Source organism: Motiliproteus sp. (assembly GCF_965230735.1).
In the GTDB taxonomy this organism is placed as follows: Bacteria; Pseudomonadota; Gammaproteobacteria; order Pseudomonadales; family Balneatricaceae; genus Motiliproteus.
Genome location: NZ_OZ246016.1, coordinates 3,610,601 through 3,635,564, shown reverse-complemented (window position 1 = coordinate 3,635,564; position 24,964 = coordinate 3,610,601). Strand labels below are relative to the sequence as shown.

Genomic DNA, 24,964 nt, shown 5'->3' with positions numbered 1-24,964 from the left:
GGTGTTACTACAAAAATTGCCGTTAAACATATCCTTAAAGGTTAGCAGCTACTTACCCGTTAGGCGTTGATTCAGATCAGTGGATGACCACCACCAGGGCTGGATTGTTAGCCTAAGTCTCTGTTTGGATTGGTGCTTGGGCTATCAAAGCCGGGGTGAATCAGAACCGAAGTTGCTCCGAATGCCGGCGCAGCCATTGCCGGTACTGTTTGGGTTGGTCACAAAAGCGCGCGACCAGATCCCAGTAGGCCTGGCTGTGGTTCAGATGGCGCAGGTGGCAGAGCTCGTGGATGATGACGTAATCGAGTACCTCCGGCGGCGCCATTACCAGCAGGGTGTTGAGGCTGATGCGGCCATCTTGGGTACAGCTGCCCCAGCGACTCTTATAGGGCCGTATCTTCAAGCTGCTGGGTTCCAGCCCGGTGATCGTGACCCAGTGATCGATCCTCTCCGGCCAGTGCGCTTCGGCTTGTTGCTGATACCAGCCGCGCAGGGCTTGAGCGCGTTGTTCGGGCCCATCCTGGGCGGGGGACAGTTGCAGAATCAGGCGTTGGTCGAGACGTCGCACATTGGGGCTGGCCTGCGAATCCGCGGTCAGATCCAGCTCCAGCTCCAGTCGGTGTGGGCGGCCTTCAATCAGCCAGCTTTCGCCATCCTGGTAGCACTTGGTCTGCGAGGGATATTGTTGGTGCTTGAGCAGGGCGGCTTCGAGCCAATCGCGACGTTGGAGCAACAGCTGCCGGATTTCCCGTTGTGCAGTCCCCTTCGGGGCCAGCACCCGGACCCGGTCCGGGTGCACCTGCAGCGCGATCGAGCCGCGACGACGGGTAAACTTGACCTCCCAGTCAAACGGCAGCGTCGGTGTGCTCATCGGGCGATCAAGGTAGCTGGCGAACCTGTACCGCGTCGACCCCGGTACCAGCCAGGATATCGGAGATCACCACCACCTGGTCGCCGCTTTGCAGACCGGCTTTGAGCTTCAGAATCTCGAAGGCGGCGCTGAGGGTCTTCTCCGGATCGCGGCTGAACTCGATCCGGAACGGATGGGTCGAGCGGTTCAACAACAACTGGCGCCGGGTGCGAGGGTCATTGGTAAAGGCGTAGATCGGTGTGTTGTGGGGGCGGCAGTTGCAGATATAGTTGGCCATCAGGCCCCGGCGGGTGATGACGAGGATCCCCTTGGCGCCGAGGGATTCGGCCAGCTCGACAGTGGCGCTGGCCAGGTGCTGCTTCTCATCGGTCTTGATCAGACCCTGGGCAAAGTGAAGGCCGGGATCGACTTCGGAGGTGCCGGCGATGCGGTCGAGGATTTCGACGCACTTGACCGGGTACTTGCCGACGGTGGTCTCGCCGGACAGCATCACCGCATCGACCCCCTCGTAGATGGCGTTGGCCACATCGGTAACTTCGGCACGGGTCGGGATCGGATTTTCGATCATCGACTCGAGCAGATGGGTGGCGACGATAACCCGCTTACCACGCTCGATACAGAGGCGGACCATCTTGCGCTGCACGTTGGGCAGCTGCTCGATATGGATCTCAACCCCCAGGTCACCCCGGGCCACCATTACGCCGTCGGCCTCGTCGATGATCTCTTCCAGGTTACGGACCCCTTCCTGATCTTCGATCTTGGCGATGATCTTGATCTTGTTGGCCTTAGGGCCGAGTAGTTCGCGTAGCTGGCGGATATCGTCGGCCTCGCGCACGAATGACAACGCGATGTAATCCAGCTCCTGTTCCATCGCGAAGGCTATGTCGCGGCGGTCTTTGGAGGTGATGGCCGGCAGGTTGACCCGGATGCCGGGCAGGTTGACGTGGCGCTTACTCTTCAGCACACCGCCGTCGACCACCTTGCACTGCAGGTTGCGGTTGTCCTTGCTCAGTACATCGAGATTGATCAGGCCGTTGTCGACGGTGATTCGATCGCCGATCTGGACACTGTCGACCAGATCGTCGTAGTTGACGTGGATCGAGGTCTGCTCGACGTCTTCGCTGCCGCGGACCGAGACCGAAATCACATCGCCCTGCTTGAGCTTCAGCTCGTTGGCGATGTCGCCGGTACGGATCTCCGGGCCCTGGGTGTCGAGCAGAATCGGAATCGGGTGCTTGACCCGCTTGTTCAGAGTCCGGATCGCCTTGATCACTTTGGCATGGGATTCGTGGTCGCCGTGGGACATGTTCAGCCGCACCACGTTCATGCCGGCATCGTAGAGCTTCTGCAGCATCTCCAGGCTCTGACTGACCGGGCCGATGGTGCAGATGATCTTGGTCTTACGCAGGTTGGCTTCGGTTGACGGGGCGGTTTCACTCATGACCGTTGTCCTTCAGTGGCGGGGCTGGCGGTTTGTCGATGGCGCGAATCGGCTCTGTCGATCGACGGGCCTCAGAGCGACTCCAGCCGCTCCAATACCAGGGTGTACTTTTTGCCGTCCGGCTCGATCTGTTGCAGCTTCACAATGACATGATCGAGCTCGCTGGCAAACCAGATATAGGTCTTACGGGCACTGGAATCACCGCGATCGCGGGCGACTTTGATGGTGTCGAATTCGCCCGCTGGTGTGCTGATCCGCTCACTGCCGAGACGGTCGAACTCGTAGGTCTTGATCTGACGGCCATCGGCAACCGGGTAGGTGGCTTCGTTGGCGCCGCCCTTGATGTCCTGCCACAACTGAATCTGAAAACCGACCTTATCAAGGGTACCGGGTTGCAGCGGCAACTGCTGTTGATCGCCTTTGATGCTGCTGGTCAATTGCTGTTTGGGCCAGTCGAAGCGATGCTCGATGGTTTTCTTCTTGGTCAACAGCTTGCGTTGGTAGTGATAGTGCTGCGGGGTGACACGCCCCTGCTCAAGCGCAAAACGGCTGCTTTCATCGATGCTGGCAGCGATGGCAGAGGCTTTCATCGACAGCTGCCACTGGCCGTCGGCCGTTTGCGTCAGCTCGCGGATCGCTTCGCCATTGACATGAATACCCAGATCAAACTCGGCCTGATAGAAGGCTCGAAACGGTTGCAGGCTGATCGCGGTCTCCGGGTTGGCCGGCTTGGCCTTGGACGAGCTGACCACCGAGGTTCCCGCCAGCGTTGAATTGGCGACCATCGGTTGGGCTACGGCGGCAGGTTGTGGTTTTGGTTCACCACCGGCTAGTGCGATGGCGGGAAACAGCAGAGCTGCCAGCAATAGCGGCAGCTCCGGTCGGCGGTTCAGCGAGGTGAAGCGCAGCATAGATCCCTTCTTAATTAGCGGGTCAGGCGTTTTCGCGGCTATCGAGTTGGCAACCGCTGCTGGGCAATGGCTGCCCATCCATCAACGCCTGACCGTTGTTGTAGGTCAAACGGCCTTCGCAGAACCACTTGACCGCCAAAGGATAGATGATGTGCTCCTGTTGCTGCACCCGTTCGGCCAGGCTGATCGGATTGTCGTCATTGAGGACCGGGACGATCGCCTGGATCACCAGCGGGCCGCCGTCGAGTTCTTCGGTGACGAAGTGGACGGTGACGCCGTGTTCCTTATCACCGGCCTGAATCGCCCGCAGGTGGGTTTTCAGGCCGCGGTACTTGGGCAGCAACGAAGGATGAATGTTCAACATTTTTCCTTCGTAGCGGCGGGTGAAGTCGGCGGTCAGAATCCGCATGAAACCGGCCAATACCACCAGATCGGGCTGGAAACCGTCGATCAGGTGGATCAGTTCGGCGTCGAAGGCCTCACGACTGGTGTAGTCGGTGTGATCCAGAGTAACGGCTTCGATACCGGCATCCTTGGCGCGCTGTAGCCCTTTGACGTCGGGACGGTTGCTGACCACCGCGCAGATCTCAGCATCGATCTGTTCGGCTTTGACCGCGTCGATGATCGCCTGCAGGTTGGTGCCGCCGCCGGAGATCAGTACCAGGATCTGCGGCTTCTCAGGAGCTGCCGCCTGCATCAGTTACCCAGCCCTTGCAGCTCGACCTGCTCTTCGCCGTCGGTGGCAGCCTGGATCGAGCCGATGATGATCGCGTCTTCACCTTCGCCCTTCAGCAGCGCCAGGGCTTCGTCGGTCTTGTCGGCCGGAACCGCGATCACCATGCCGATACCGCAGTTCAGGGTACGGTACATCTCGCGCGCTTCGACGTTGCCCTGCTGCTGCAGCCAGTTGAAGATCTCCGGGCGCTGCCAGCTGTTGACGTCGATGACTGCTTTGGCGGACTCGGGCAGGACGCGGGGGATGTTCTCCAGCAGACCACCACCGGTGATGTGGGACAGAGCGTTGACCTGGGACTCGCGGATCAGCTTCAACAGCGGCTTAACGTAGATCCGGGTCGGCGCCAGCAGTGCATCGCCCAGAGTACCGTCGCCGAACGGAGCGTTGATGTCGGCACCACGGACTTCGATGATCTTGCGGATCAGCGAGTAGCCGTTGGAGTGCGGACCGGAGGCGGTCAGACCGATCAGGGTGTCGCCGACGCTGACCTTGGAGCCGTCGATGATCTCGTCTTTTTCGACCACGCCGACACAGAAACCGGCCAAGTCGTAGTCTTCGCCTTCGTACATGCCGGGCATCTCGGCGGTCTCACCACCGACCAGCGCGCAACCGGACAGTTCGCAGCCTTCACCGATACCGGTAACCACGTCAGCAGCGATATCGACATTCAGCTTGCCGGTGGCGTAGTAGTCGAGGAAGAACAGCGGCTCGGCACCAGCGACCACCAGGTCGTTGACGCACATGGCAACCAGATCGATACCGATTTTGTCGTGCTTGTTCAGGTCCATCGCCAGACGCAGCTTGGTGCCGACGCCGTCGGTGCCGGACACCAGAACCGGCTGCTTGTAACCGGCCGGCAGTTCGCACAGGGCGCCGAAGCCGCCCAGACCAGCCATCACTTCCGGACGACGGGTGCGCTTGGCCACTCCTTTGATGCGCTCGACCAGCGCGTTACCGGCGTCGATATCAACACCTGCATCTTTGTAACTGATGGATTCGTTAGAGTTGCTCATAGGAGTTAGAACCTGTCTGGCGGACCTTGTGTGAGATGCGAACGGGTCGCAAATTGAAAGGCGCGTATTCTACCAGTTCGGTTCTTGGTGGGCATCTATCGAGAGACGAAATTGCCGTTTTTTTCATCGATAACCGGATGAATGTTGCGATTGGCTGTCCCTAGGTCGCGGGACGGCGGTTTGTGCTGGGGCCGGGTTGGTTTATGCTTGGCCTCTTGAGCCCGGTATTCGGGCATTGGCTAGTGCTGGATCGAAGGAAACGGGTGTGCGACGGCTGAAAATGATGACGAGACTGGTAGTGCTGGGCGGGTTGCTGCTTGGACTCATCGGGAATGTGCAGGCGGCCCGGATCGGTGGTCTCTACAGCGCCGAACTGTTGGTGGCCGAGCAGTCGGTACGGGTGGCGCCGGATCTGGTCAGTCAGGCGCTGGCGCAGGTGTTGGTCAAGGTCAGCGGTCGGCGCGATGTGGTGCGTCAGGCGACCATCGAAGCGGCGATGGCCGAAGCGAATCGCTATATCCAGCAATTCAGTTATCAACAGACCAACGAGCCCCTGCCCACCGACGATGGCCGCGAGGTGTTGGCCCACCGGTTGACGATCGATTTCGAGCGTACGCTGATCAATCAGTTACTCTCCGATGCGGGGTTGCGGCCACTGGGAACGATCCGCCCCGGGGTGTTGGTGTGGCTGCTGGAAGAGCGCAACGGTCAGCGTGAGTTTATCGGGGATGAGGAAGATCCGGCGTTTTTGGCGATGAAGTCCCGGGCCGTCGAGCGTGGCCTGCCGGTATTCCGGCCGCTGCTGGATCTGCAGGACCAGCAGGCCTTGTCCAGCGGGGATGCCTGGGGCTTTTTTACCGACTCCATCAGCCGGGCGTCAAGCCGCTATCAGGCGGACTCGGTGCTGGTGGGTCGGCTCTATCGTAGTGGCGGAGGCTGGCGCAGCCAGTGGCTGCTGCTCAAGGGGCAGGGGCAGCGCTATAACTTCGACGGTGCAGGCTCAACCTTGCGGACCCATTTGGGATCGGCGGTGGATCAGGCCGCCGATCTGCTGTTTGTCGACTTCGTCGCCTCTACCGATGATCTGGATCCCGGGGCCGTGCTGTTGGAGGTGGATCAGGTCAACTCGATTGACAGTTACTTTGAGATCAGACGCTACCTCAATGATCTGCCGGCGGTGCAGCAGGTTAAATTGCAGCAGCTTGATCAGGACCGGCTGCAGTTGCAGTTGCGGATCGATGGCACCATCGGTCAGCTCCGCGGCGCCCTGGGATTGAACAAGCGGCTACAGCCACTGGAATTTTCGGAACCGGACCAGCCCAGTCAGCTGTATTACCGTTGGCTGCCCTGATCCGTAGACCCTAGATAAGTAATCCCCCAGATAATAAGCCACCAAGTCAAGGAAGCGACGATGACCGATTCACAACGCTGGCTGGTGTTAACCCTGGTGCTGATCTGCGCCGGCCTGTTCTATCTGCTCGAACCGATTCTGTTTCCCTTTCTGAGCGGTATGCTGCTGGCCTACATGGGCGATCCGCTGGCCGACCGTCTGGAACAGAAGGGCTTGTCGCGGACGCTGTCGGTGGTGATCGTCTTTTCGGTGCTGAGCCTGGTCCTGGTGGTCTCGATGCTGTTGCTGTTGCCGAAACTGGGCCAGCAGATCGACAACCTGGTCAGTCAGGTGCCGCTGCTGTTTGATTGGATCAAGCAGACCCTGATCCCCTGGCTGGAGCGGGTGACCGGTATGCCGGCCCCGAAGCTGGAGCTGGACCGGCTGCGTCAGGTGCTGATGCAGCACTGGCAGACCGGTGGGGATCTGGCCAGCCAGCTGCTGGGGCAGGCCACCCGTTCGGGACTGGCTTTTGTCGGCTGGCTGGTCAACCTGACCCTGATTCCGGTGGTGGCCTTCTACCTGTTGCGCGACTGGGATGCGATGGTGGAGCGGATCCGGTTGATGTTGCCGCGCAATATCGAACCCCATGTCAGTTGCTGGGCCCGTGAGTGCGATGAAGTGCTGGGTGCCTTCATGAAAGGGCAGCTGCTGGTGATGCTCTGTCTGGGCGCTTTCTATGCCCTGGGGTTGGCGCTGGTCGGACTGAAGCTGGCGTTGATCCTCGGGTTGCTGGCCGGACTGGCCAGTATCGTTCCCTATATGGGCTTCATTGTCGGTATCGGAGCGTCGTTGATCGCCGCGATGCTGCAGTTTAACGAGCTCTACTACCTGGCGTTGGTGGGACTGGTTTTCGGTGCCGGTCAACTGCTCGAAGGGATGTTCCTGACCCCGGTGTTGGTGGGCGATAAGATCGGTCTGCATCCGGTGGCGGTCATCTTCGCGATTATGGCCGGTGGCCAGTTGTTCGGATTCACCGGGGTGTTGCTGGCTTTGCCGGTAGCGGCGGTGATTATGGTTCTGCTGCGACACCTGCACGCCGGCTATCTGGACAGCGACCTGTATCAGGCTGCGGATGGTTGTGCAGATGCGAGCGCTGAAGCGGCCGATGCCTCCGGCAGCGAGTCACCCAATCGTCCGTCAAGCGCCCCCTGAACCGAGAATCTACCATGCCATACTATGCGGCGATGCCGGGGCTGTTGCCGCCTCGGGGTTGTTATGAGCTGGGCTCGGCGCTCAGTTTCGGTTCGCAAGAGGGGTAAAGCGTACACAGCTCATCAAAGGGTATCGGCTTGGCCAGCAGGTAACCCTGGGCGATGTCGCACCGATATTGGGACAAACGCTGCAGCTGCTCGTCGGTCTCGACGCCTTCGGCAACAACCTTCATATGGCAGGAGGCCCCGATGGCGATGATGGTCTTCACCAACGAGTCGCTTTGATCGTTGCTCAGCAGTTTGTTGATAAAGGAACGGTCGATTTTGATCTCGTTGATCGGCAGGGTGTTGAGGTAACTCAGGGACGAATAGCCGGTGCCGAAGTCGTCCAGCGAGATAGAGAAGCCCAGGTCGCGAAGCTGCTGCAGCACCGGGGTGACCGCCACCAGGTCGCTGATCAAGACGTTCTCGGTGATCTCCAGAGTAATGCTCTGGTAGGGCAGCCCGGTGGGATCGATCCGTTTCACCAGCTGGGCAATAAAGTCCTTGGCGATCAACTGCTTTGGCGACAAATTAATCGACAGCTGAATATTCTCGTTGCGCCCGGCGTTGAACCGGGCGATATCGCGGCAGGCGTGTTCGATCACAAACAGGCCGATATCGTGGATCAGGCCGGTGTCTTCGGCCAGCGGGATGAACTCAAACGGCGGCACCTGCCCCAGACGGTGGTTATTCCAACGCAGCAGCACTTCGACGCCGTGGAGCTGATCGTCGTTGATCTGGTGTTGTGGCTGATAGGTCAGATGGAACTCGTCACGGCTCAGGGCGTGGCGTAGCTCCTCCTCCAGCAGAAAGTCATGCTGCACCTGTTCGTTGATGCTTTGATCGAAGAACAGCACATCGCCTTTCTGCCGTGCCTTGGACTTGTACAGCACGATGTCGGCTTTGCTGATCAGCTCTTCCGGCTCGTTGCCGTCGATCGGATAGATCGCCACCCCGATGCTGCAGCTGGAGTAGAGCTGCTTGCCGTCTATTTCAAAGGGCTGGGCGAAGACCTGTTTGATCAGTTCGACCCGGCTCAGGGCATCGTTATGGCAGTCGAGTTGCGGGAAGCAGAACACAAACTCGTCGCCGCCGAAGCGCGCCACCGAGTCTTCCTGACCGATCAGCTCGGCAAACTTGTGACTGATCGCCTGCAGTAACTTGTCACCGGTGGAGTGGCCATAGAGATCGTTGATCTTCTTGAAGTCGTCCAGATCGGCAAACATGACCGCCAGCTGCTTGTCGGTACTGGTTGAAAGTTCGATCGCCTGCTGAATCTGCTGGGTCAACAGCAGGCGATTCGGCAGTTCAGTCAGCGCGTCGTGTTGCGCCATCTGCTGCATCAGGTTCTTGGTCTGCTCCAACTCATCAAAATCGTGGGAGATACGGCGCTGGAGTTTGTGGAAACGGTTGGCGATGTTCTTGCTGAGACTCAGGGAGATCAGCAGTACGATCGCGGTCACCAGGAAGCTCAACACCAGCAGCTTGGTCAGATTATCTCGGTGCTGACTCAGGATCTGTTGTTCGCGCTGACCCAGATACGCCTCGATCTCCTGTAGATAGATCCCGGTGCCCAAGGCCCACTGCCAGTCATCAACCCCTCGCACATAGCTGAGCTTATCCGAGGCTTCGCCGGTACTCGGTGTGTAAGGGTTGATATAGCGCACATAACCACCGCCCTGTTGTGCGGTTTGGATTAGGTTCTGAATATAGGGTTGGCCGCTGCTGTCGCGATCGGCCAGCTGGTTGGTGCCGATCGTGTCCTTCAGGGCATGGGCCAGTACCTTACCCTGGTAGTCGAACACGAACAGGTAGCTGTTTTCCCCAAAACGGATGCTGTTGATCCGTTTCAGCAAGCGCGTCTTGATATCGTTTTCAACGTCTACCAGATACTCGCCGGTTCCGATAAACCAGTCGTAGGGTTCAAAATACTTGCCGAAACCGATCTTCTCGAACTCTTTGGTTTTATCGGTGGGTTTGACAAACCACCAGTGGTAGTAAGCCTCGCCCATGGCTTTCACCTTGGCGCCCATCTCCCGGACGATATAGCTGCCGCGGACATCCTGCAGGTCCCACTTGGATGTGCCCTCCATCTGCGGCAGCAGTGGATGCATGACGTTTTCGCCGGTGGTTTTATAGATAAAGAAATAGCCGCGTCCGTCATTGAAGCGGATGCTTCGTAGCGCCTCGGTGATCAGGCGGGTGACTTCGGCTTCGGGCTTGTCCCAGTTCCGCTGATAGATTGTCTCGGCGATGCCGTAGGCTTCGAGAATCCGCTCGCGGATGGTTTCTTTCAGTTGGTTTTCGGTGCTGGCCTTGGCGTACTCGATCTGGCGGTAAACCTGATCGATCTGGGCCTTAATCTGTTCCCGCTGTTGTGCCAGAAAGTCACTGCGAAGATTCGCGGTATCTTTTTTGACCTGGCTACGGTTGTCCTGAACCACGAAGATATTGACCAGCACGGCAAAGATCATTACCACCACCACGGGGGCAACCTTGATCAAGCGAAGCAGTTTTTGGTCGGTAGTAACCTGCATGATTCTGACTAATCTCTGAAGCGGCTATATCCATGCGTTCAGTGCAGGATTTACCATCTGCAGTCAACCATAACAATATGTCATAACAGCGACTAGCGGCTGTTGTTGCAGGAAATGGAGAATGTGTCACTAGCGTGACATAGGGCAAGGAAATCGAGCAGGTTAGCGACAAGGCGTAGTGAGCAGAAGCCTAGTGATTACGGCGGTTACGTGGGCATAACCGCCGTTAACATGCCCCTTGGGCTAGCTACCTTGCTTTTCGGCATGAAAGGGGCAAACCGGAACGGTGCCGTGCAAGACCGGCAGGCCCATATCTTCCGGCTCTTCGCTGGGGCCAGCTTGACGTTGTTTGAAGGCGCCTTCTTCGATCGGTATCCGCATCAGCGCGGTGATCTTACGCTCTTTGGCGTTGGGAGCCCGGACCTGCTCCCAGCGTCCCGCTTCGATCTGATTGATGACGACTTCGAAGGCCCGGTCAAACTGCTGCGGGTCGGTGACCCGTTCTGCTTGACCATAGATCACGACAGAGCGGTAGTTGGCGCTGTGATGGTAGGCGGACTTGGCCAGTACCCATTCGCTGCATTCGGCGAAGGAGATACACAGCTGGGCGCCGGCTTCACAAAGCTTGTGCAAGCGGCTTTTATTCAGGCTGTGAAAATAGAGGTGATCGTCGACCCGCCATACCGTCATCGGTATCACCACCGGCAGTCCATCGCTGACAAAGCCGATATGGCCGGTTTTCAGATCATCAATCAGGCGGTAGATATCGTCGCGACGGTAGCTGGCGCGGTCGGCACAGCGGCGAATCCGACTCCGTTCGGTGGGGGATAATTGGTTCGATTCGACAGTTGCCGGCTGGGGATGACTCTGCATCGGCTCTACTCCTGATATTGGCGAATGAGGTAACCATTGTTCTATGCTATTGGATCTATCTGTAGTTCCGATTATTAAAAAATAATGAGTCCAATTATTGAGATCCCCCACCTGGAGGAGATTCAGCTGGATCGCTCCAGGCCGTTACAGCAGCAGCTGTATCGTCAACTGCACCAACTGATTCTTCAGGGAAGGCTGCAGCCGGGTTTTCGCCTGCCGTCGAGTCGGCGGCTGGCAAAGGAGCTGGGCGTCAGCCGCAATACCATCACCCTGGTGCTGGATCAGCTCAAACAGGAGGGCTTTCTGAGCAGCCGGATGGGCAGCGGTTGCTATGTCAACCGGCAGCTTCCGCAGGATTGTCTGGGTCTTGAGGCCTCGGTTTGGGATAGCTCGGTCCGCCCCCCGGTGTTATCCCGTTATGCGCAGGGGCTCGAAGAGCACGGGATGCGGGCGGAAGACGCGCAAGGAGCCGCCGATCTGCCCTTTACGGTGGGGTTGCCCGACCTGACACGCTTTCCCGCCTCCACCTGGAGTCGCATCCTGAAGCGCCATTCGGATCGAACCTGCCTGATGGGGTTTGATGATCCGATGGGACACCAGCCCCTGCGAGAGGCGTTGAGTCATTACCTGGCCGCCTCCCGAGGCGTGCGCTGCCAACCTCAGCAGGTACTGATCACCCAGGGCGCGCAGCAGGCATTGGCGTTGTGCGCGCTGGTGTTGTTGAATCCGGGGGAGCAGGTGCTGGTGGAGAACCCCTGCTATGCCGGCGCTCGCGAAGCCCTTCTGGCACGAGGGGCGCAGCTGGAACCGCTACCGATGGGACCGCAGGGTGTCGATACGACGGCACTGCCGTCTCACACCCAGGCGCGGCTGATGTACTGTACCCCAACTCACCAATACCCGTTGGGCGGTATCCTCAGTGCCGGTCAGCGCCTGCAGCTGCTCGACTGGGCCGCCTCGAAGGGGCTGTGGATCATCGAAGACGACTACGACAGTGAGTTTCACTTCCACGCCAAGCCGATCGCGGCACTGCAGGGGATGGCGCCGCATACGCCGGTGATCTACATGGGCAGTTTCAGCAAAACCCTGTTGCCGGCCAGTCGGTTGGGCTATCTGGTGGTGCCCGAAGCGTTGGCTGCGACCTTTGCGAAGGCCAAGCGCTATCTGGGTGGTGATATCCCGATGCTGCTGCAGGCTGCGGCTGCCGACTTTATCGCCGAGGGGCACTTTGTCCGCCATCTGCGACGGATGCGGCAGTGCTACCAGCACAAGTGGGATCACCTCCAGGCGTTGCTGGAGCCGCTGGCCGGGCGGGTCGAAACGTTGGCCGAAAGTGCCGGTATGCACCTGGTGCTGCAGATTGACGGGGTTGATGACCAGGCGCTCTGTCAGGCGTTCCTGCGCAATGGATTCGGCAGTACACCCTTATCCAGCTATTACCTTCAAGGCACGTCCCCCCGTCATGGGCTGGTGCTGGGCTTTGCCCACAGCAACGGGGCCGGGCGTGAGGCTGTGGTCAGGCTATTGCATCGATTATTGGCGACTGAATTTGCCCCTTGAACCTGACGTAAAAGGGGTTTCCGGTTCATTATGATTTGCCCTGAGGAGGCCGCGGTCCTGTCGCAATATCGATCGGGTTTAGTCCTTCGTTGCTTCATCTGCTTGGGCTATAATCAGCGACCCTGTTCCCCGAGACCACTCCACCGGGAGTGAGTTAGATATAGCGCCAGGACCTCATCACCCTTGTTCGACCAGCCAGACAGTCTCGACGTCGATAACCCGTTCCAGCTCGCGCTGAGTTTTGGCATGCGGGACGATACGACACTGGAAAACTTTTACCCGCTGCGAAACGAATCGGTGGTTCGCCAGCTTGAGCAACTGGCTGCCGGGCAGGGGGAACCCTACCTGTTTCTCTGGGGGGAGAGCGGCGCCGGTTGCTCTCACCTGCTGCAGGCTTCCTGTCACCGGGCCGGTGCGCTCGGGCGCAGTGCCTTCTACCTACCGTTGGACCAGTTGCTGGGACATGGCCCTTCGGTCTTGGAAGGGCTCGAGTCACTGGATCTGGTCTGTATCGATCAGCTGCAGTTGGCGGTCGGCTCACCGGAGTGGGAAGAACCGCTGTTCCATCTGTTCAACCGTCTGCGTGACGCGGGGCGAAGCCTGCTGATCGCTGCCGACCGGCCGCCACGCCAGTTATCACTGCAGCTGCCTGATCTGGCTTCCAGATTAAGCTGGGGATTGGTCTATCGGGTCCAGGCGCTGGACGATGAGGGTAAGTGCCAGGCACTTAAAGCCCGCGCCCAACAACGGGGGATCGATCTGGCCGACGATGTGGCGCAATTCATTATGCATCGCAGCCCGCGCCGCACCGGTGAACTGTTCGCACTGCTCAATCAGCTCGACCGAGCCTCTCTGGCGGCGCAGCGACGGATCACGATCCCTTTCGTCAAAGAGATCATGGACTGGTAGTCGACGGCACGGAACTGCCGATATCGGATTGATTTCTGCACTTGTTGGTTTTCAGGTCAGGGTTGACCTGGATCCGATGCTGGCTTTTTGTTTATTAGAAATAGATAATAAAGCGATTCTTGATTGAGCCGAAAGGATGCTCTCAGCCAGCAAGGACCACCGCCATGGATGCTTCCCTCTCCGAATCCACCCGATGCCGGGCCCGTACCCCCCACGAACTTTCGATGATCAATCTGCTGATGATCAATTTATTGATGTTGATCGCCGTATTGGCGGGCAGCTTTCTTCCCCAGGGATCGGCGTTGCTGGCGTATCGTTGGTGGCTGGTGGCCGGCCCCTTAAGTCTGTCATTGGCGGTGATACTGTTTACTCACTGGAAGGCAAACCAATTAGAGCGGGAAACCGGTAGCCCGCAGGCCTTTATCGCCGCCCACTGGCGTCTGGCCGTGGCGCGAAATCGGATTCTGCTGCTGGCCTATCTGGTGGGGGCTTCGTTGATCGGTGCGGGCTGGCTGCTGTCGATGAGCCAGGCCGACCCACGGATGGAAGCGCTGATGTTCGTGGCCTTACAGCGGGTGGCGGTGGCACCGGTACTGCTGACCCTGATGGTGCTGATTATGTTGGAGGCCGGGGCGCTCTATCAGGCCGGCAGGGGCGAGTTGCCGGCGGCTAAGGCGCCGTCGTCCGAGCCGCAAGGCCCTGAACTGCAGCGCTCTTAGACGCGCAAGTGAAATCCGCTCAGACCGAAGGCGGTTGAGTTGGACTCTGGGGCTATTCCATTCCCTGCAGAATGCTCTTCCAGCGGGCGTACATCATCGCACTGCAGAACAGCACCACCGTCAGCATCGTCTTGGCCAATCCCAACAGCATGAACTTATCGGTCATGGCGTGGATCACGCCGCTGCAGAAATAGACCAGAATCATGAAGCAGAGCCAGATATGGGGGCGGGCCCGTCCACCGAAGATCGCCGGAACAAAGCCGACCAGCGGCAGGGTTAACACCAGCCAGATGGTGATCGGGTTGGCCAGTGCCGGCGGGGAGATCCACAGCATCCAGGCGCTGAGCAGGCCGATCAGCCCCAGCAGAGAGAGTCGTGTGGCCAGGCCACTGTAGTGGACCCGCTGTTGCAGCTGCTCGATGGAGAGCTTGTTTTTGATCATCGGCATCAGACAGTCTTCCCATCGGAGTTAGCGGCCAGGGTCAGGGCGAGACGGGCCAGCCGTTTGCCCTGGGCGCGGCACAGTTGCAGTTCGATCTCGCTGAGTTCGCGGTTACCGTCTTCACCGGCGACATGGGTGGCGCCGTAAGGGGTGCCGCCACCGTCGGTCTGGTTCAGACCGGGCTCGGAGTAGGGCAGGCCGCAGATCAGCATGCCGTGATGCATCAGCGGCAGCATCATACTCAGCAGCGTGGTTTCCTGACCACCATGCATGCTGGCGCTGGAGCTGAACACCCCGGCCGGCTTGTTGATCAGGGCGCCGTTGGTCCAGAGTCCGCTGGTGCCGTCGATAAAGTACTTCAACGGTGCCGCCATGTTGCCGAACCGGGTCGGTGAACCCAGCAGCAGGCCGGCGCAGTGGCGCAGATCCGAGTCGCTGCAATAGAGCGCACCCTCGGCCGGAATCGAATCCAGGCTGGCCTCGGTATCGGGCGAAACCGCAGGCACGGTGCGCAGCCGGGCTTCGATCCCCGCTTCCTCGACGCCACGGGCCATATACTGGGCCATCTTGGCCGTGGCGCCGTGACGGCTATAGTAGAGGATCAGAACGTAAGGACGTGGGTCGGTCATCAGACCAGATCCAGCACGTTTTCGGGCGGACGACCCACCACGGCCTTATCGGCGGCGATGGCGATTGGGCGCTCGATCAGACGCGGAAACTGAACCATCGCATCGATCAGGGCATCATCGTTCAGCTCGGTGTCCTTGAGGTTGTTGTCCTTGTATTCCTGCTCGCCCTTGCGCAACAGTGCCCGGGGCTCGATACCGAGTTGTCCCAGCAGGGTGACCAGCTCTTCGCGGCTGGGGCTATCCTCCAGATACAGGCGGATCTGGGGTTCGACCCCTTTCTCCTGCAGCAGCTGCAGGGCCTGGCGGGATTTGGAACAGCGCGGGTTGTGGTAGAGGGTGATTGTGCTCATAGCAGGGTTCCGGTGTCTAAACGGTTATCAATCGGGCTATTCTAACCGTAGAATCAGCGCTAACAAGTTACGAAAACTAAGGTTTAAGGTCCTTTGATGAAAAACCTCACTTCTGCAATCGGCTCGAGCACCAGTCTGGGATTCCTTCGGCATCTGTTTCAGCAGTTTATTGCCAACCAGGGGATTCTCAATGCAGCGGCGATGACCTACACCACCCTGTTCGCGGTGGTGCCGATGATGACGGTGACCTACGCGATGCTGGCCTCGGTGCCCAGCTTTCAGGGATTGGGGCCGCAGTTGGAGAGCATGATCTTCGATAATTTCGTCCCCAGTACCGGCGCCGCGGTGAAAGAATACCTGTCAGGCTTTGCCGGTCAGGCCCGATCCCTCACCGGGATCGGTATCCTGTTTCTGGTCATCACCGCTTTTATGATGCTCAAATCGATCGAGAAGACCTTCAACCGTATCTGGCAGGTACGCGAGCCACGGCGGGGGTTGCCGAGCTTCTTGATCTATTGGGCGGTACTGAGCCTGGGGCCGGTGCTGCTGGGCCTGGGTCTGGGCCTGACCTCCTATGTCACCTCGTTGCCGCTGGTCTCCGATGCCACCGATGTGATCGGCGGCAGAGAACGCCTGCTGGCACTGCTGCCCTTATTGCTCAGCGGCGCGGCCTTCACGTTGCTTTATGCCGCGGTACCCAATTGCACCGTGCGTTTACGGCACGCCATGGTGGGCGGGCTGCTCAGCGCGCTGCTGTTCGAGGCGGCCAAGCGGGGCTTTGCGATGTTCGTGTCGCTGTCTCCGTCCTACCAGCTGGTCTACGGGGCCTTCGCCGCTGTACCGCTGTTTCTGCTGTGGATCTATATCTCCTGGATCATCGTGCTGCTGGGGGCGCAGTTCGTTCGTTGCCTGAGTACTTACGATTCCAGTCGCCGAGGGATCGATGCGCCGCCGTTGTATTGGGGTCTGGCGATGATGGAGCAGCTGTGGCGGGCGCAACAGCTCGGTCATGGCCTGTACGAATCACAGCTGGCGCGACGCTTGCCCGGACTCTCGGTACTGCTGTTGTCACGCTATCTGGAAGAGTTGAAACGGGCCGGCATGGTCAGCGTTAATCACAAAGGCCAATACCTGTTGTGCCGGGATCTGCATACCCTGACCCTGGAGCAGTTTCAGAGCAAACTGCATTGGCCATTACCGGATGCGCTGAGCCAAGCGTATTGCGATGACCCGCAACACTGGTCCGATCAGCTGCGTCTATCCCTGGCCCATGTCACCGATTTTCGGGTTGAGCAGTTGGGAACCAACTTGGCGCAGTTGTTCGGTCAACAACGGGAAACGGTTAAAGAGATCGACAGCAAGCTGCGCACCGCGGCTAAATAGTATGCCACGCTGAGGTTTCATCCATCTCAGCGCGGATGTTTTCAATCATCAGTCCCAGCAGTTAACGGGAGGTCGTATGGAAAGGTTAGGGTTGCACTGTTGGATTACCGGTCGGGTTCAGGGGGTCTGGTTTCGGCAGGCTACCCGCGAGCAGGCGGAGTACCACAATGTATCCGGCTGGGTCTGCAACCTTCCGGACGGTCGGGTTGAGGCGATGCTGGTGGGCGAACCCAATGCGGTGCGTCAGCTCGAAGCCTGGCTCAGCGTCGGACCGGAACTGGCCCGGGTGGCGGATGTAGAAGTGACATTGATCGACGAACCGGAGAGCTTCGACGGTTTTGAGGTCCGCTAACAAGCGGATTAAATCTCGATAGTAGGGCCTAATCCAGATAGCGGTTTTGGGCCGCGTAGACCTTGTTCGGGTACTTCATCTTGCCGTAACTGCCATTGTAGCGCGCCAGCGCTTCGCTCAGGTTTCCCTTGGAACGTTCCAGGTAGTAGCTCAGGATGGTACAGCCGTAGCGCAGATTAGTGTCGATATCGGTCAGATTATCCTCCGGGCGACCGATCTCGTTCTTCCAGAACGGCATCACCTGCATCAATCCCTGCGCACCCACCACCGAGATCGCAAAACGCTGGAACAGGCTCTCGGTGTGAATAACCCCCATCACCAGATCGATCGGCAACCCGGCCCGTTTGGCTTCACGGTGGGCGGAACGCAGAATATGCAGCCGCTCCTGATCGTCCTTGACGTAACGGCTGATCCGAGCCGACATATCCACCAACCAGACCTCGGCATCGAAACGATCCTCAAAACTGTCGGCTTGATTGACCGCCTCGACCAGCCAGCTGCGCAGTTCCTGATCAACCGGCGGCTGGCTCCGGGTAGCGGCATAACTAGGCCATGTCAGCCCCAGCAGCAATAGACACAGCGCCGCCAACTGCAGCAGTGCAGCCGGGTGGAAGCAAAGATGGATCCTGTCGGCAATTGTCGGCATGGCAAAATCTTGGCTCGGTGCCTGCTATTTGCGGGATAGCAGGGAGGCTAGAAAGACCCCATTCTATGACCGCTGTGGGGGGATCGCTAGTGCAGGAGCCGCCGATCTGGAGTTGGTTTGATGGAAGTCAGAAAGATGGGGGGTGGTTAGGTATTATCCATTGATCCTAAAACGAATATGATCGGATATTTGTTGATGGTGGTGCTTTGTAGGCTCAACAGAGTAGATAAAAGAATCTAGAGACATAAACGGACATTTAGATTAACGTCGGTGATGGTAGCTATTGAAACAAAGCTGCCTTTCACGCTGATGGTAATTGGTGCCAACTACGTGTCGTTAGCCGCCCCAAGCCGTGATGATAGTACGCTAGTAATGGAACTGTTTTCTGTATCCTTAAAGATACAAAAGCATTGAATTAAAAGGGATTAGTAAAAGATATGCACTGGATTGTGATAAGCGGGATAATACTAGTTTTCATTTATATATACGCTAAAAAAATCAGTACAAAGTTGTTCTTTTCAGTATTTTTTTTGATTCCTGTTGTTGATTATATTGAAGAAAAACATCATGTAAAGGTTATAGAGTCAAGCTATGGATGTATAGTAAAGAAAAAAAGAGGGCGTAATGCGTCAGATAGTGTTTTTATTAGAATAGATAAAAAATTAGCAAAGTTTTCTCTTGCAAAATATAGAAGGCCGTTCGACCGTATTCTAATAGGAAAATGTGTTGATTTTAAATATTATAGGCAGTTTTTTGGTGGGAAGATGTTATATGATATAGAGGTTTCTGACTCATTGAAAAGCCAAGTTTTAGAGATTATTTCAAATAAGATGCCTGATAACATTAATCATGAAATAAAAAGAAATAATGGGAAAATAGATCGAGTACTTATTAGTTTACCACCTAGCGTAAACAACAAAGACAAAATTAAAATAGAGATTACAAGAGAGAAGCATTCTATCGATAAAAAATACTATAGGGGGGCTAGTAGGCAAAGCAAGAGATACAATAGCAATATACGGATGATGGAGTCATTCAGAAAAGGAGAAAATGGAACAATTTATGATCTACGATATATGCCGTTGAAAGAAATTCACAGTCGACGAAGGATAATGAAAATTACATTTGAGTGTGATGGAACAACATGGATGGCAACGGGAGCATGTAGATTTCAAATAAATCACAATGAAGTGCTATCTGTTGCTGCTGTTATTTCTGAGAGAGATATGCGTGATTGGGAAAGTGTTGTTGATATAGTAATAAATTGTGTTGATGAAGTAATAAACTCAGCTGAATATATAGTGAGCGCCAAGAATTAAAGAAGACAGAATGTAGGATGAGCTAAGCAAAGACTAAAATGACTACTATCGCAATAAAAAAAACCGTGAAGATTTTGTTTGTATTATTCACTGCGCTGGTAATCCGATCCTGTTTGTACGATATGTTTGGTCAAAAGAATTTTCTTTGAATTATGAGTGAATTTGTTCTTCTAGTTTTTTTCACTATTTTCTTCTTGAGGCTTCTTCTAACTATTATTTGCTCTTTGGCTTATCTATCTGCCAGATCTAATCCTACCTTAATGCGTGGTGATACTTTTAAAATTATACGATTATTTATATGGACAAGATTTATATCAATGAGGAATCATAAGAGGCAAACTTATGTTGATGCAAAGAGTCTGAAGGCCTTCTTTGTGTCGGTTCCAGCTATTGAGTAGGGCTTTGGAGGAGGGCTCTTTAAGTCGATAGTTTCTCGTTCTATCAAAGTTCAGATAGCCAATTGGTTCGTCTTCAGTTACTTCATAGTTGACGATGATAGTAACAAAGGCCTGTATTAACGCCGTTTCTGCAGTGACCGCCAAGGCCAGTCGAGGAAACGCGGCGTTTTCCTCAACTGGACTATCGGGCGTTAGCTAGGCTTTATCAGATTTGTGCAGCAAGTCGGGTGCCCTGATCGATCGCGCGCTTGGCGTCCAGTTCGGCGGCGACATCGGCACCGCCGATCAGCTCGAACGGTTTGTTAAGGCCTTCGGTGAGTTCGCGCAGCGGTTCCTGGCCGGCACAGAGGATGATGTTGTCCACCTCCAGCAGCTGTTCTTCGCCGCCGACGCTCAGGTGCAGGCCGGCATCATCGATCTTGTGGTATTCGCAGCCTGGCAGCATCTGGACGCCCCGCTTGAGCAGGCCGGCACGGTGAGCCCAGCCGGTGGTCTTGCCCAGGTTGGCGCCGACCTTGCTGCTCTTACGCTGCAGCAGGTAAATCTGTCGCGGCGAGGGGGCGAATTGCGGTTCAATCCCTTCGATACCCCCACGGGCTGCCAGCTCGAGATCGACCCCCCACTCCTTCATAAACAGCTCGATATTCTGGCTCGGCTTGGGGCCGGCATGGCTGAGGTATTCGGACACATCGAAACCGATGCCGCCGGCACCGATCACGGCAACTCGCTGACCGACCTCGGCGCCGTTGATCACATCCAGGTAGCTGAGCACTTTCGGATGCTCGACGCCGTCGATGGCCGGGGTGCGCGGTGAGATACCGGTGGCGATGATGATCTGATCAAAGTCGCTGTTGTTGAGTTCGTCGGCATCGACACGGGTACCCAGGCGCAGTTCGACGCCGGTCAGCTCGATCTGACGAGCGAAATAACGCAGGGTTTCGTAGAACTCCTCTTTGCCGGGGATCTGTTTGGCGATGTTGAACTGGCCGCCGACCTGATCGGCACTATCAAACAGTGTTACCTGGTGGCCGCGTTGGGCGGCGCTGGTGGCGAACGCCAGACCGGCGGGCCCGGCGCCGATCACCGCTAGCTTCTTGGGCGAGTCGGTGGCGATCAGGTTCAGTTCGGTCTCGTTGCAGGCGCGGGGGTTGACCAGACAGCTGGCCGGCTTGCCTTGGAATACATGATCCAGACAGGCCTGGTTACAACCGATGCAGGTGTTGATCTCGTCGCTGCGATCTTCGGCGGCCTTGTTGACGAACTCGGGGTCGGCCAGGAACGGACGCGCCATCGACACCATGTCGGCATCGCCGCGGGCCAGGACCTCTTCGCCGACTTCCGGGGTGTTGATCCGGTTGGAGGTCACCACCGGAATCGTTAGTGCCTGGCGTACCTTGGCCGTGACCCAGGTGAAGGCGGCACGGGGAACCTTGGTGGCGATGGTCGGAATCCGAGCTTCGTGCCAGCCGATGCCGGAGTTGATGATGCTGGCGCCGGCTTGTTCGATCGCCTGGCCCAGTTCAACCACCTCGTCGTAGTTGCTGCCGTTCTCGACCAGATCCAGCATCGACAGCCGGTAGATGATGATGAAGTCTGTACCGACGCGCTCGCGAATCCGCTTGACGGTTTCGGTGGCGAAACGGATCCGGTTGTCGTACTCGCCGCCCCAGTTGTCGTGACGCTGGTTGGTGCGGGTGACAATGAACTGGTTGATAAAGTAGCCCTCGGAACCCATCACCTCGACGCCATCGTAACCGGCCTCGCGGGCCAGTTCGGCGCAGCGGGCGAAACTGTCGATCTCGGCTTCGATCTCTTCTTCGGTCAGCTCGTGGGGGGTGAAGGGGTTGATCGGCGCTTGGATCGCCGAGGGTGCGATCAACTTGGGGTTATAGGCATAGCGACCGGCGTGGAGGATCTGCATGCAGATCTTGCCGTCTTCGGCATGCACGGCGTCGGTGATCTTACGGTGATTGGCGACATCCTGCTCGCTGGCCATCAGTGCCGCGCCGGGGAATACCGCGGCGTTCATGCTGGGGCCGATACCGCCGGTCACAATCAGGCCGACGCCGCCACGGGCACGTTCGGCGTAGAACGCGGCCATCTTTTCGAAGCCGTTTTTACGCTCCTCCAGGCCGGTGTGCATCGAGCCCATCAGTACGCGGTTTTTCAGGGTGGTGAATCCCAGGTCGAGCGGGGCCAGTAGATTGGGGTAGGCGGATGCGGTCATCGTCGGTCTCCGTAGAGGGTCACAGATCGTTTTAGTTGTTGTGCTTTCTGACGCTCAGATTCTGGTCTGGACTCTGTTGGTCTGGCCTCTGTGAGTCAGAATAGTATGGCGGTAATTCGAATTAGACACTGTCAAGATTGGGTTAAAATATAAGCAAAAATAGACGCTGTCAAGATTGCTGGAGGTATAGAACAAGGCATGCTCGGCCCGATTGGAGCCGAGCATGCTGAAATGACTGGAAAGTCGAGATTACTGGTGGGGCTCGACCAGCAGGGTCTGGATAGCGGTACCGATCGCACCTTTTTGATCGAACAGCGTGGCGACCGCGGTGCCGATGCCGCCAGGAGGCCAGTGGGACACCGCTTCGGAGGCGAGCCACTCGGATTCAGGCAGTCGGTGGATCGCGATGGTGACGTCCGGATTCATAAAGCGTGCCTCGGACAGTTCGCAGTTGCGGGAAATACCGTTGCCGCAATCGGCCAGCGGGCAGAGTCGCTGGAACGGTGACGGAGTCTCGCCTTCCAACAGCGGCAGGGTTCGCATCCACAGGGTTGTCGGGCCGGGGCTGTCATCCTGACCGGGAGGGTAGGCCACCTCGATGCCGTCGGCGAAAAAGGGCAGGTCGTGATGGTGCTCACGGACCGGAAATTGGCCCGGGATCGCTTGGTCAAAGCAGGGGCTATCGATCGTTGTCGTGGGCAGGGCAATATCTTTGCCGTGGCGGATATGCAGGCTCTGGGCGCTGGCGCAGATCCGACCGTCACGATCCTTGAGCAGCGCCGAGGCGGTGCAGACCGAACGACCGTCACGGACAATCTCGGTTTCAATCCGAAAGCCATCCATCGGGATCGGGCGGAGTAGGTTAACGGTCAATCGAACCAGTTGCTTGTCGGTCACCCGTAATTCCAGCGCCCGGGCGATCAAGCCCGTCGGCGGGCCGGCGTGGCAGGCATCGGTGCTCCAGGGGCCTCGGGCCGGGTCGTTTCCGACAAACCAGTGACCTTCCTGGTGGAAGAACGCGTTGTATTCTGACTTGAGCATGCTGTTGTCCTGCTACCGGATGGCGTAAGCGTGGTTGTGCTGCCTAGTTGGTATGAATGATCAATACGGAGGCGTATGTTGAATTCTTCATGTTAATTTTAGTGCCGTCAAGATTGAGGTGCTTGGATTCAGGCAGGACAACGACGAGGGCAATGAGTTGGTAATCGAGCAAAACCAGACAGGATCGTGCCGAGGTGCGAACGGGCAATGACAGCGACCGACACCAAGAACAGCTACCATCACGGGGATCTGCACGCCAGTTTGCTCAAAGCCGCGACGGCGATTATTGCCGAAGCTGGCGTCGAAGGCTTGAGCATGCGCAAATTGGCCGATCGAGTCGGTGTCTCCCGCACCGCGCCTTACCACCACTTTCGCGATAAGCAGGCGTTGCTGTCCGAGTTGGCGATCAGTGGTTTTCGGGAGTTCACCACCGAAGTGGACTCGATCGCTGCCAACGACCAGCTCGATGCCGGCGCCAAACTGGAGGCTTTCGTGCGCTTCTACTTGAAGTTTGCGATGGGGCAGCCGGAGGTTTATAACCTGATGTTCGGCCAGAGCATCTGGAAGAGCGGCGAACCAAGCCAGCACCTGATCGAAGAGGGGCACGCGGCCTTCCGGCGCTTTGTTGAACTGGTTGAGCAATGGCAGCTGGAGGGGACCATCCCCTCGGGCTGCGAACCGCTACGCTACGCCCAGGTGGCCTGGAGTTCGCTCCACGGTCTCTGTCGTTTGGCGATCGATGGCATCTATGCCGATGCCAGCAGCGTCGATGCCGTCAGCGACACGTTGATCCAACTGTTGCGCCAGCAACTGGGGGCCGGCGCAGAGCCGGTTTAACCGGATGTCGCTTGCTGGCCGACAGGGTTCAGCACTTTTGCAGCAGCACGCTGCCGACCGAGTAACCGGCGCCGAACGAGCTGAGAATCCCCCGATTCCCTGACTGGAGATCCGCGCTGTGGAGATGGAAGGCGATCACCGATCCGGCCGAGCTGGTGTTGGCGTAGCGGTCCAGTACGATCGGCAACTCGTGGCTTTCCGGATCGCGTCCCAGCAGCTTCTTCGCCGCGAACAGATTCATGGTCAGGTTGGCTTGGTGTAGCCAGAAGCGCTTGAAGTCCGAGGCCTGAAGTTGCTGTTGCTCCAGGTGTTGGCCGATCACCTGCGTCACCATCGGCAGCAGCTCCTTGAACACCTTCCGACCGTTCTGCATAAACAGCTTGTCCCGGCTGTCCCGGGTCTCGGGGTGGGAGTTGTTCAGAAACCCGAAGTTATTCCGAATGTTGTTGGAGAAGCGGGTCTCGAACTTGGTACCCAGAATGCGGAACGCCTGCTCGGCGCGGCAATCCTGTTCGGCTTCGATCACCAGCGCGGTGGCCACATCGCCGAAGATGAAGTGACAGTCACGGTCGCGGAAATCCAGGTGGGCCGAAGTGATCTCCGGGTTGACCACCAGCGCCCGGCGGGCGGTGCCGGAACGGATCGCATCGGCAGCTGCGCCGATACCGAAGGTGGCCGACGAGCAGGCGACGTTCATATCGTAGCCGTAACCACCACAGCCCAGCAGCTGTTGCACCTCGATCGCGATGGCCGGGTAGGCCCGCTGCAGGTTGGAGCAGGCGACAATCACCAGGTCGATCTCTTCGGCGCTGCAGGCGGCGTTGTCCAGCGCTTGGCGAGCGGCGTTAACGGCCATCTCGGCCAGCAGCGACGGTTGCTCGTTCGGGCGTTCCGGTATTCTGGGGCGCATAAAGGTCGGATCCAGAACCCCCGCTTTGTCGACCACATAACGACTCTGGATACCGGAGGCTTTGACGATGAATTCGCTGCTTGAATACTCCAGCGCGGTTCTGTCACCCGTGGCGATCGCCTCGGCGTGCTGGTTATTGTAGAGGTCGACGTACTGGTTGAATGCCGTTACCAGTTCGTCGTTGCTGATGCTGTCGGGAGGGGTGTAAAGGCCGGTACCGCTGATCACTATGTTCATCTTTCACCTGTCCATCGTCGTGCGCCGCAGCGTCGCG

Annotated in this window: 23 protein-coding genes; 9 read left to right on the top strand and 14 right to left on the bottom strand. The window is 57.6% G+C overall.

Going from position 1 to position 24,964, the window contains the following annotated elements; genetic code table 11:
• Positions 1–160 precede the first annotated feature (160 nt).
• The 5 genes from ACO05M_RS16815 to purM all read right to left on the bottom strand — a co-directional run bounded on the left by ACO05M_RS16815 (position 161) and on the right by purM (position 4,972).
• Entirely contained in the window at positions 161–871 is a 711-nt protein-coding gene (locus ACO05M_RS16815) for a M48 family metallopeptidase (RefSeq protein WP_421865536.1), read from the bottom strand.
• Positions 872–878: 7 nt separating this feature from the next.
• Positions 879–2,312, bottom strand: coding sequence for a pyruvate kinase (gene pyk, locus ACO05M_RS16810; RefSeq protein ID WP_421865534.1), 1,434 nt, complete (start codon positions 2,310–2,312; stop codon positions 879–881).
• 71 nt (positions 2,313–2,383) lie between these two features.
• Positions 2,384–3,223: a DUF3108 domain-containing protein gene (locus ACO05M_RS16805; protein WP_421865531.1), complete on the bottom strand. Its 840-nt coding sequence runs from the start codon at positions 3,221–3,223 to the stop codon at positions 2,384–2,386.
• Between the two features lie 22 nt (positions 3,224–3,245).
• Entirely contained in the window at positions 3,246–3,920 is a 675-nt protein-coding gene (purN, locus tag ACO05M_RS16800; RefSeq protein WP_421865528.1) for a phosphoribosylglycinamide formyltransferase, read from the bottom strand.
• Positions 3,920–4,972, bottom strand: a complete 1,053-nt coding sequence (gene purM, locus ACO05M_RS16795; protein ID WP_421865524.1) for a phosphoribosylformylglycinamidine cyclo-ligase — start codon at positions 4,970–4,972, stop codon at positions 3,920–3,922. The genes purN and purM overlap by 1 nt, the downstream gene beginning before the upstream one ends.
• 265 nt (positions 4,973–5,237) lie before the next feature.
• On the opposite strand from purM, the gene ACO05M_RS16790 reads away from it, so the two are divergent.
• Together ACO05M_RS16790 and ACO05M_RS16785 are read left to right on the top strand one after the other, a co-directional pair.
• Positions 5,238–6,323, top strand: a complete 1,086-nt coding sequence (locus tag ACO05M_RS16790; RefSeq protein ID WP_421865521.1) for a DUF2066 domain-containing protein — start codon at positions 5,238–5,240, stop codon at positions 6,321–6,323.
• A 60-nt stretch (positions 6,324–6,383) separates the two neighbouring features.
• Complete coding sequence (locus tag ACO05M_RS16785) at positions 6,384–7,517, top strand: AI-2E family transporter (protein ID WP_421865518.1); 1,134 nt, start codon at positions 6,384–6,386, stop codon at positions 7,515–7,517.
• Between the two features lie 61 nt (positions 7,518–7,578).
• Here the strand turns inward: ACO05M_RS16785 and ACO05M_RS16780 are convergent, their stop codons facing one another.
• Positions 7,579–10,095 carry a bifunctional diguanylate cyclase/phosphodiesterase gene (locus ACO05M_RS16780; RefSeq protein WP_421865515.1) on the bottom strand — a complete coding sequence of 839 codons (2,517 nt, stop codon included), beginning with the start codon at positions 10,093–10,095 and terminating at the stop codon, positions 7,579–7,581.
• A gap of 243 nt (positions 10,096–10,338) precedes the next feature.
• Complete coding sequence (locus tag ACO05M_RS16775) at positions 10,339–10,968, bottom strand: pyridoxamine 5'-phosphate oxidase family protein (RefSeq protein WP_421865512.1); 630 nt, start codon at positions 10,966–10,968, stop codon at positions 10,339–10,341.
• An 84-nt stretch (positions 10,969–11,052) separates the two neighbouring features.
• Here ACO05M_RS16775 and ACO05M_RS16770 point away from each other — a divergent pair, with 84 nt between their 5' ends.
• The 3 genes from ACO05M_RS16770 to ACO05M_RS16760 all read left to right on the top strand — a co-directional run bounded on the left by ACO05M_RS16770 (position 11,053) and on the right by ACO05M_RS16760 (position 14,156).
• Positions 11,053–12,528: a PLP-dependent aminotransferase family protein gene (locus ACO05M_RS16770; RefSeq protein WP_421865509.1), complete on the top strand. Its 1,476-nt coding sequence runs from the start codon at positions 11,053–11,055 to the stop codon at positions 12,526–12,528.
• Positions 12,529–12,711: 183 nt separating this feature from the next.
• Positions 12,712–13,437 carry a DnaA regulatory inactivator Hda gene (gene hda / locus ACO05M_RS16765; protein WP_421865506.1) on the top strand — a complete coding sequence of 242 codons (726 nt, stop codon included), beginning with the start codon at positions 12,712–12,714 and terminating at the stop codon, positions 13,435–13,437.
• 164 nt (positions 13,438–13,601) lie between these two features.
• Positions 13,602–14,156 (top strand): hypothetical protein, encoded by a 555-nt coding sequence (locus tag ACO05M_RS16760; protein ID WP_421865504.1) that lies wholly within the window; start codon positions 13,602–13,604, stop codon positions 14,154–14,156.
• 52 nt (positions 14,157–14,208) lie between these two features.
• On the opposite strand, the gene ACO05M_RS16755 is transcribed toward ACO05M_RS16760, so the two are convergent.
• From ACO05M_RS16755 to arsC, 3 genes are read right to left on the bottom strand one after another with little or no spacing between them, the layout of a single operon-like run.
• Positions 14,209–14,604: a DUF2069 domain-containing protein gene (locus tag ACO05M_RS16755; protein ID WP_421865501.1), complete on the bottom strand. Its 396-nt coding sequence runs from the start codon at positions 14,602–14,604 to the stop codon at positions 14,209–14,211.
• Complete coding sequence (wrbA, locus tag ACO05M_RS16750; protein ID WP_421865498.1) at positions 14,604–15,227, bottom strand: NAD(P)H:quinone oxidoreductase; 624 nt, start codon at positions 15,225–15,227, stop codon at positions 14,604–14,606. The genes ACO05M_RS16755 and wrbA overlap by 1 nt, the downstream gene beginning before the upstream one ends.
• Positions 15,227–15,577 carry an arsenate reductase (glutaredoxin) gene (arsC, locus tag ACO05M_RS16745; RefSeq protein WP_421865496.1) on the bottom strand — a complete coding sequence of 117 codons (351 nt, stop codon included), beginning with the start codon at positions 15,575–15,577 and terminating at the stop codon, positions 15,227–15,229. The genes wrbA and arsC overlap by 1 nt, the downstream gene beginning before the upstream one ends.
• A gap of 96 nt (positions 15,578–15,673) precedes the next feature.
• Between arsC and ACO05M_RS16740 the strand changes: the two genes are divergently transcribed.
• Together ACO05M_RS16740 and ACO05M_RS16735 are read left to right on the top strand one after the other, a co-directional pair.
• Positions 15,674–16,960 carry a YihY family inner membrane protein gene (locus tag ACO05M_RS16740; protein ID WP_421865493.1) on the top strand — a complete coding sequence of 429 codons (1,287 nt, stop codon included), beginning with the start codon at positions 15,674–15,676 and terminating at the stop codon, positions 16,958–16,960.
• Between the two features lie 76 nt (positions 16,961–17,036).
• Positions 17,037–17,312: an acylphosphatase gene (locus tag ACO05M_RS16735; protein ID WP_421865491.1), complete on the top strand. Its 276-nt coding sequence runs from the start codon at positions 17,037–17,039 to the stop codon at positions 17,310–17,312.
• 28 nt (positions 17,313–17,340) lie between these two features.
• Here ACO05M_RS16735 and ACO05M_RS16730 read toward each other — a convergent pair whose 3' ends face one another.
• Positions 17,341–17,958 (bottom strand): lytic transglycosylase domain-containing protein, encoded by a 618-nt coding sequence (locus tag ACO05M_RS16730; protein WP_421865488.1) that lies wholly within the window; start codon positions 17,956–17,958, stop codon positions 17,341–17,343.
• A gap of 437 nt (positions 17,959–18,395) precedes the next feature.
• Here ACO05M_RS16730 and ACO05M_RS16725 point away from each other — a divergent pair, with 437 nt between their 5' ends.
• Positions 18,396–19,277: a hypothetical protein gene (locus tag ACO05M_RS16725; protein WP_421865486.1), complete on the top strand. Its 882-nt coding sequence runs from the start codon at positions 18,396–18,398 to the stop codon at positions 19,275–19,277.
• 603 nt (positions 19,278–19,880) lie between these two features.
• On the opposite strand, the gene ACO05M_RS16720 is transcribed toward ACO05M_RS16725, so the two are convergent.
• Both ACO05M_RS16720 and ACO05M_RS16715 read right to left on the bottom strand, forming a co-directional pair.
• Positions 19,881–21,902 carry an FAD-dependent oxidoreductase gene (locus ACO05M_RS16720; protein WP_421865483.1) on the bottom strand — a complete coding sequence of 674 codons (2,022 nt, stop codon included), beginning with the start codon at positions 21,900–21,902 and terminating at the stop codon, positions 19,881–19,883.
• A gap of 249 nt (positions 21,903–22,151) precedes the next feature.
• On the bottom strand, positions 22,152–22,943 hold the full coding sequence (locus tag ACO05M_RS16715; RefSeq protein ID WP_421865480.1) for a thioesterase family protein: 792 nt from the start codon (positions 22,941–22,943) through the stop codon (positions 22,152–22,154).
• Positions 22,944–23,150: 207 nt separating this feature from the next.
• Here ACO05M_RS16715 and ACO05M_RS16710 point away from each other — a divergent pair, with 207 nt between their 5' ends.
• Entirely contained in the window at positions 23,151–23,780 is a 630-nt protein-coding gene (locus tag ACO05M_RS16710) for a TetR/AcrR family transcriptional regulator (RefSeq protein WP_421865476.1), read from the top strand.
• A gap of 28 nt (positions 23,781–23,808) precedes the next feature.
• Here ACO05M_RS16710 and ACO05M_RS16705 read toward each other — a convergent pair whose 3' ends face one another.
• Positions 23,809–24,927: a beta-ketoacyl-ACP synthase III gene (locus ACO05M_RS16705; RefSeq protein WP_421865473.1), complete on the bottom strand. Its 1,119-nt coding sequence runs from the start codon at positions 24,925–24,927 to the stop codon at positions 23,809–23,811.
• Positions 24,928–24,964: the final 37 nt, after the last annotated feature.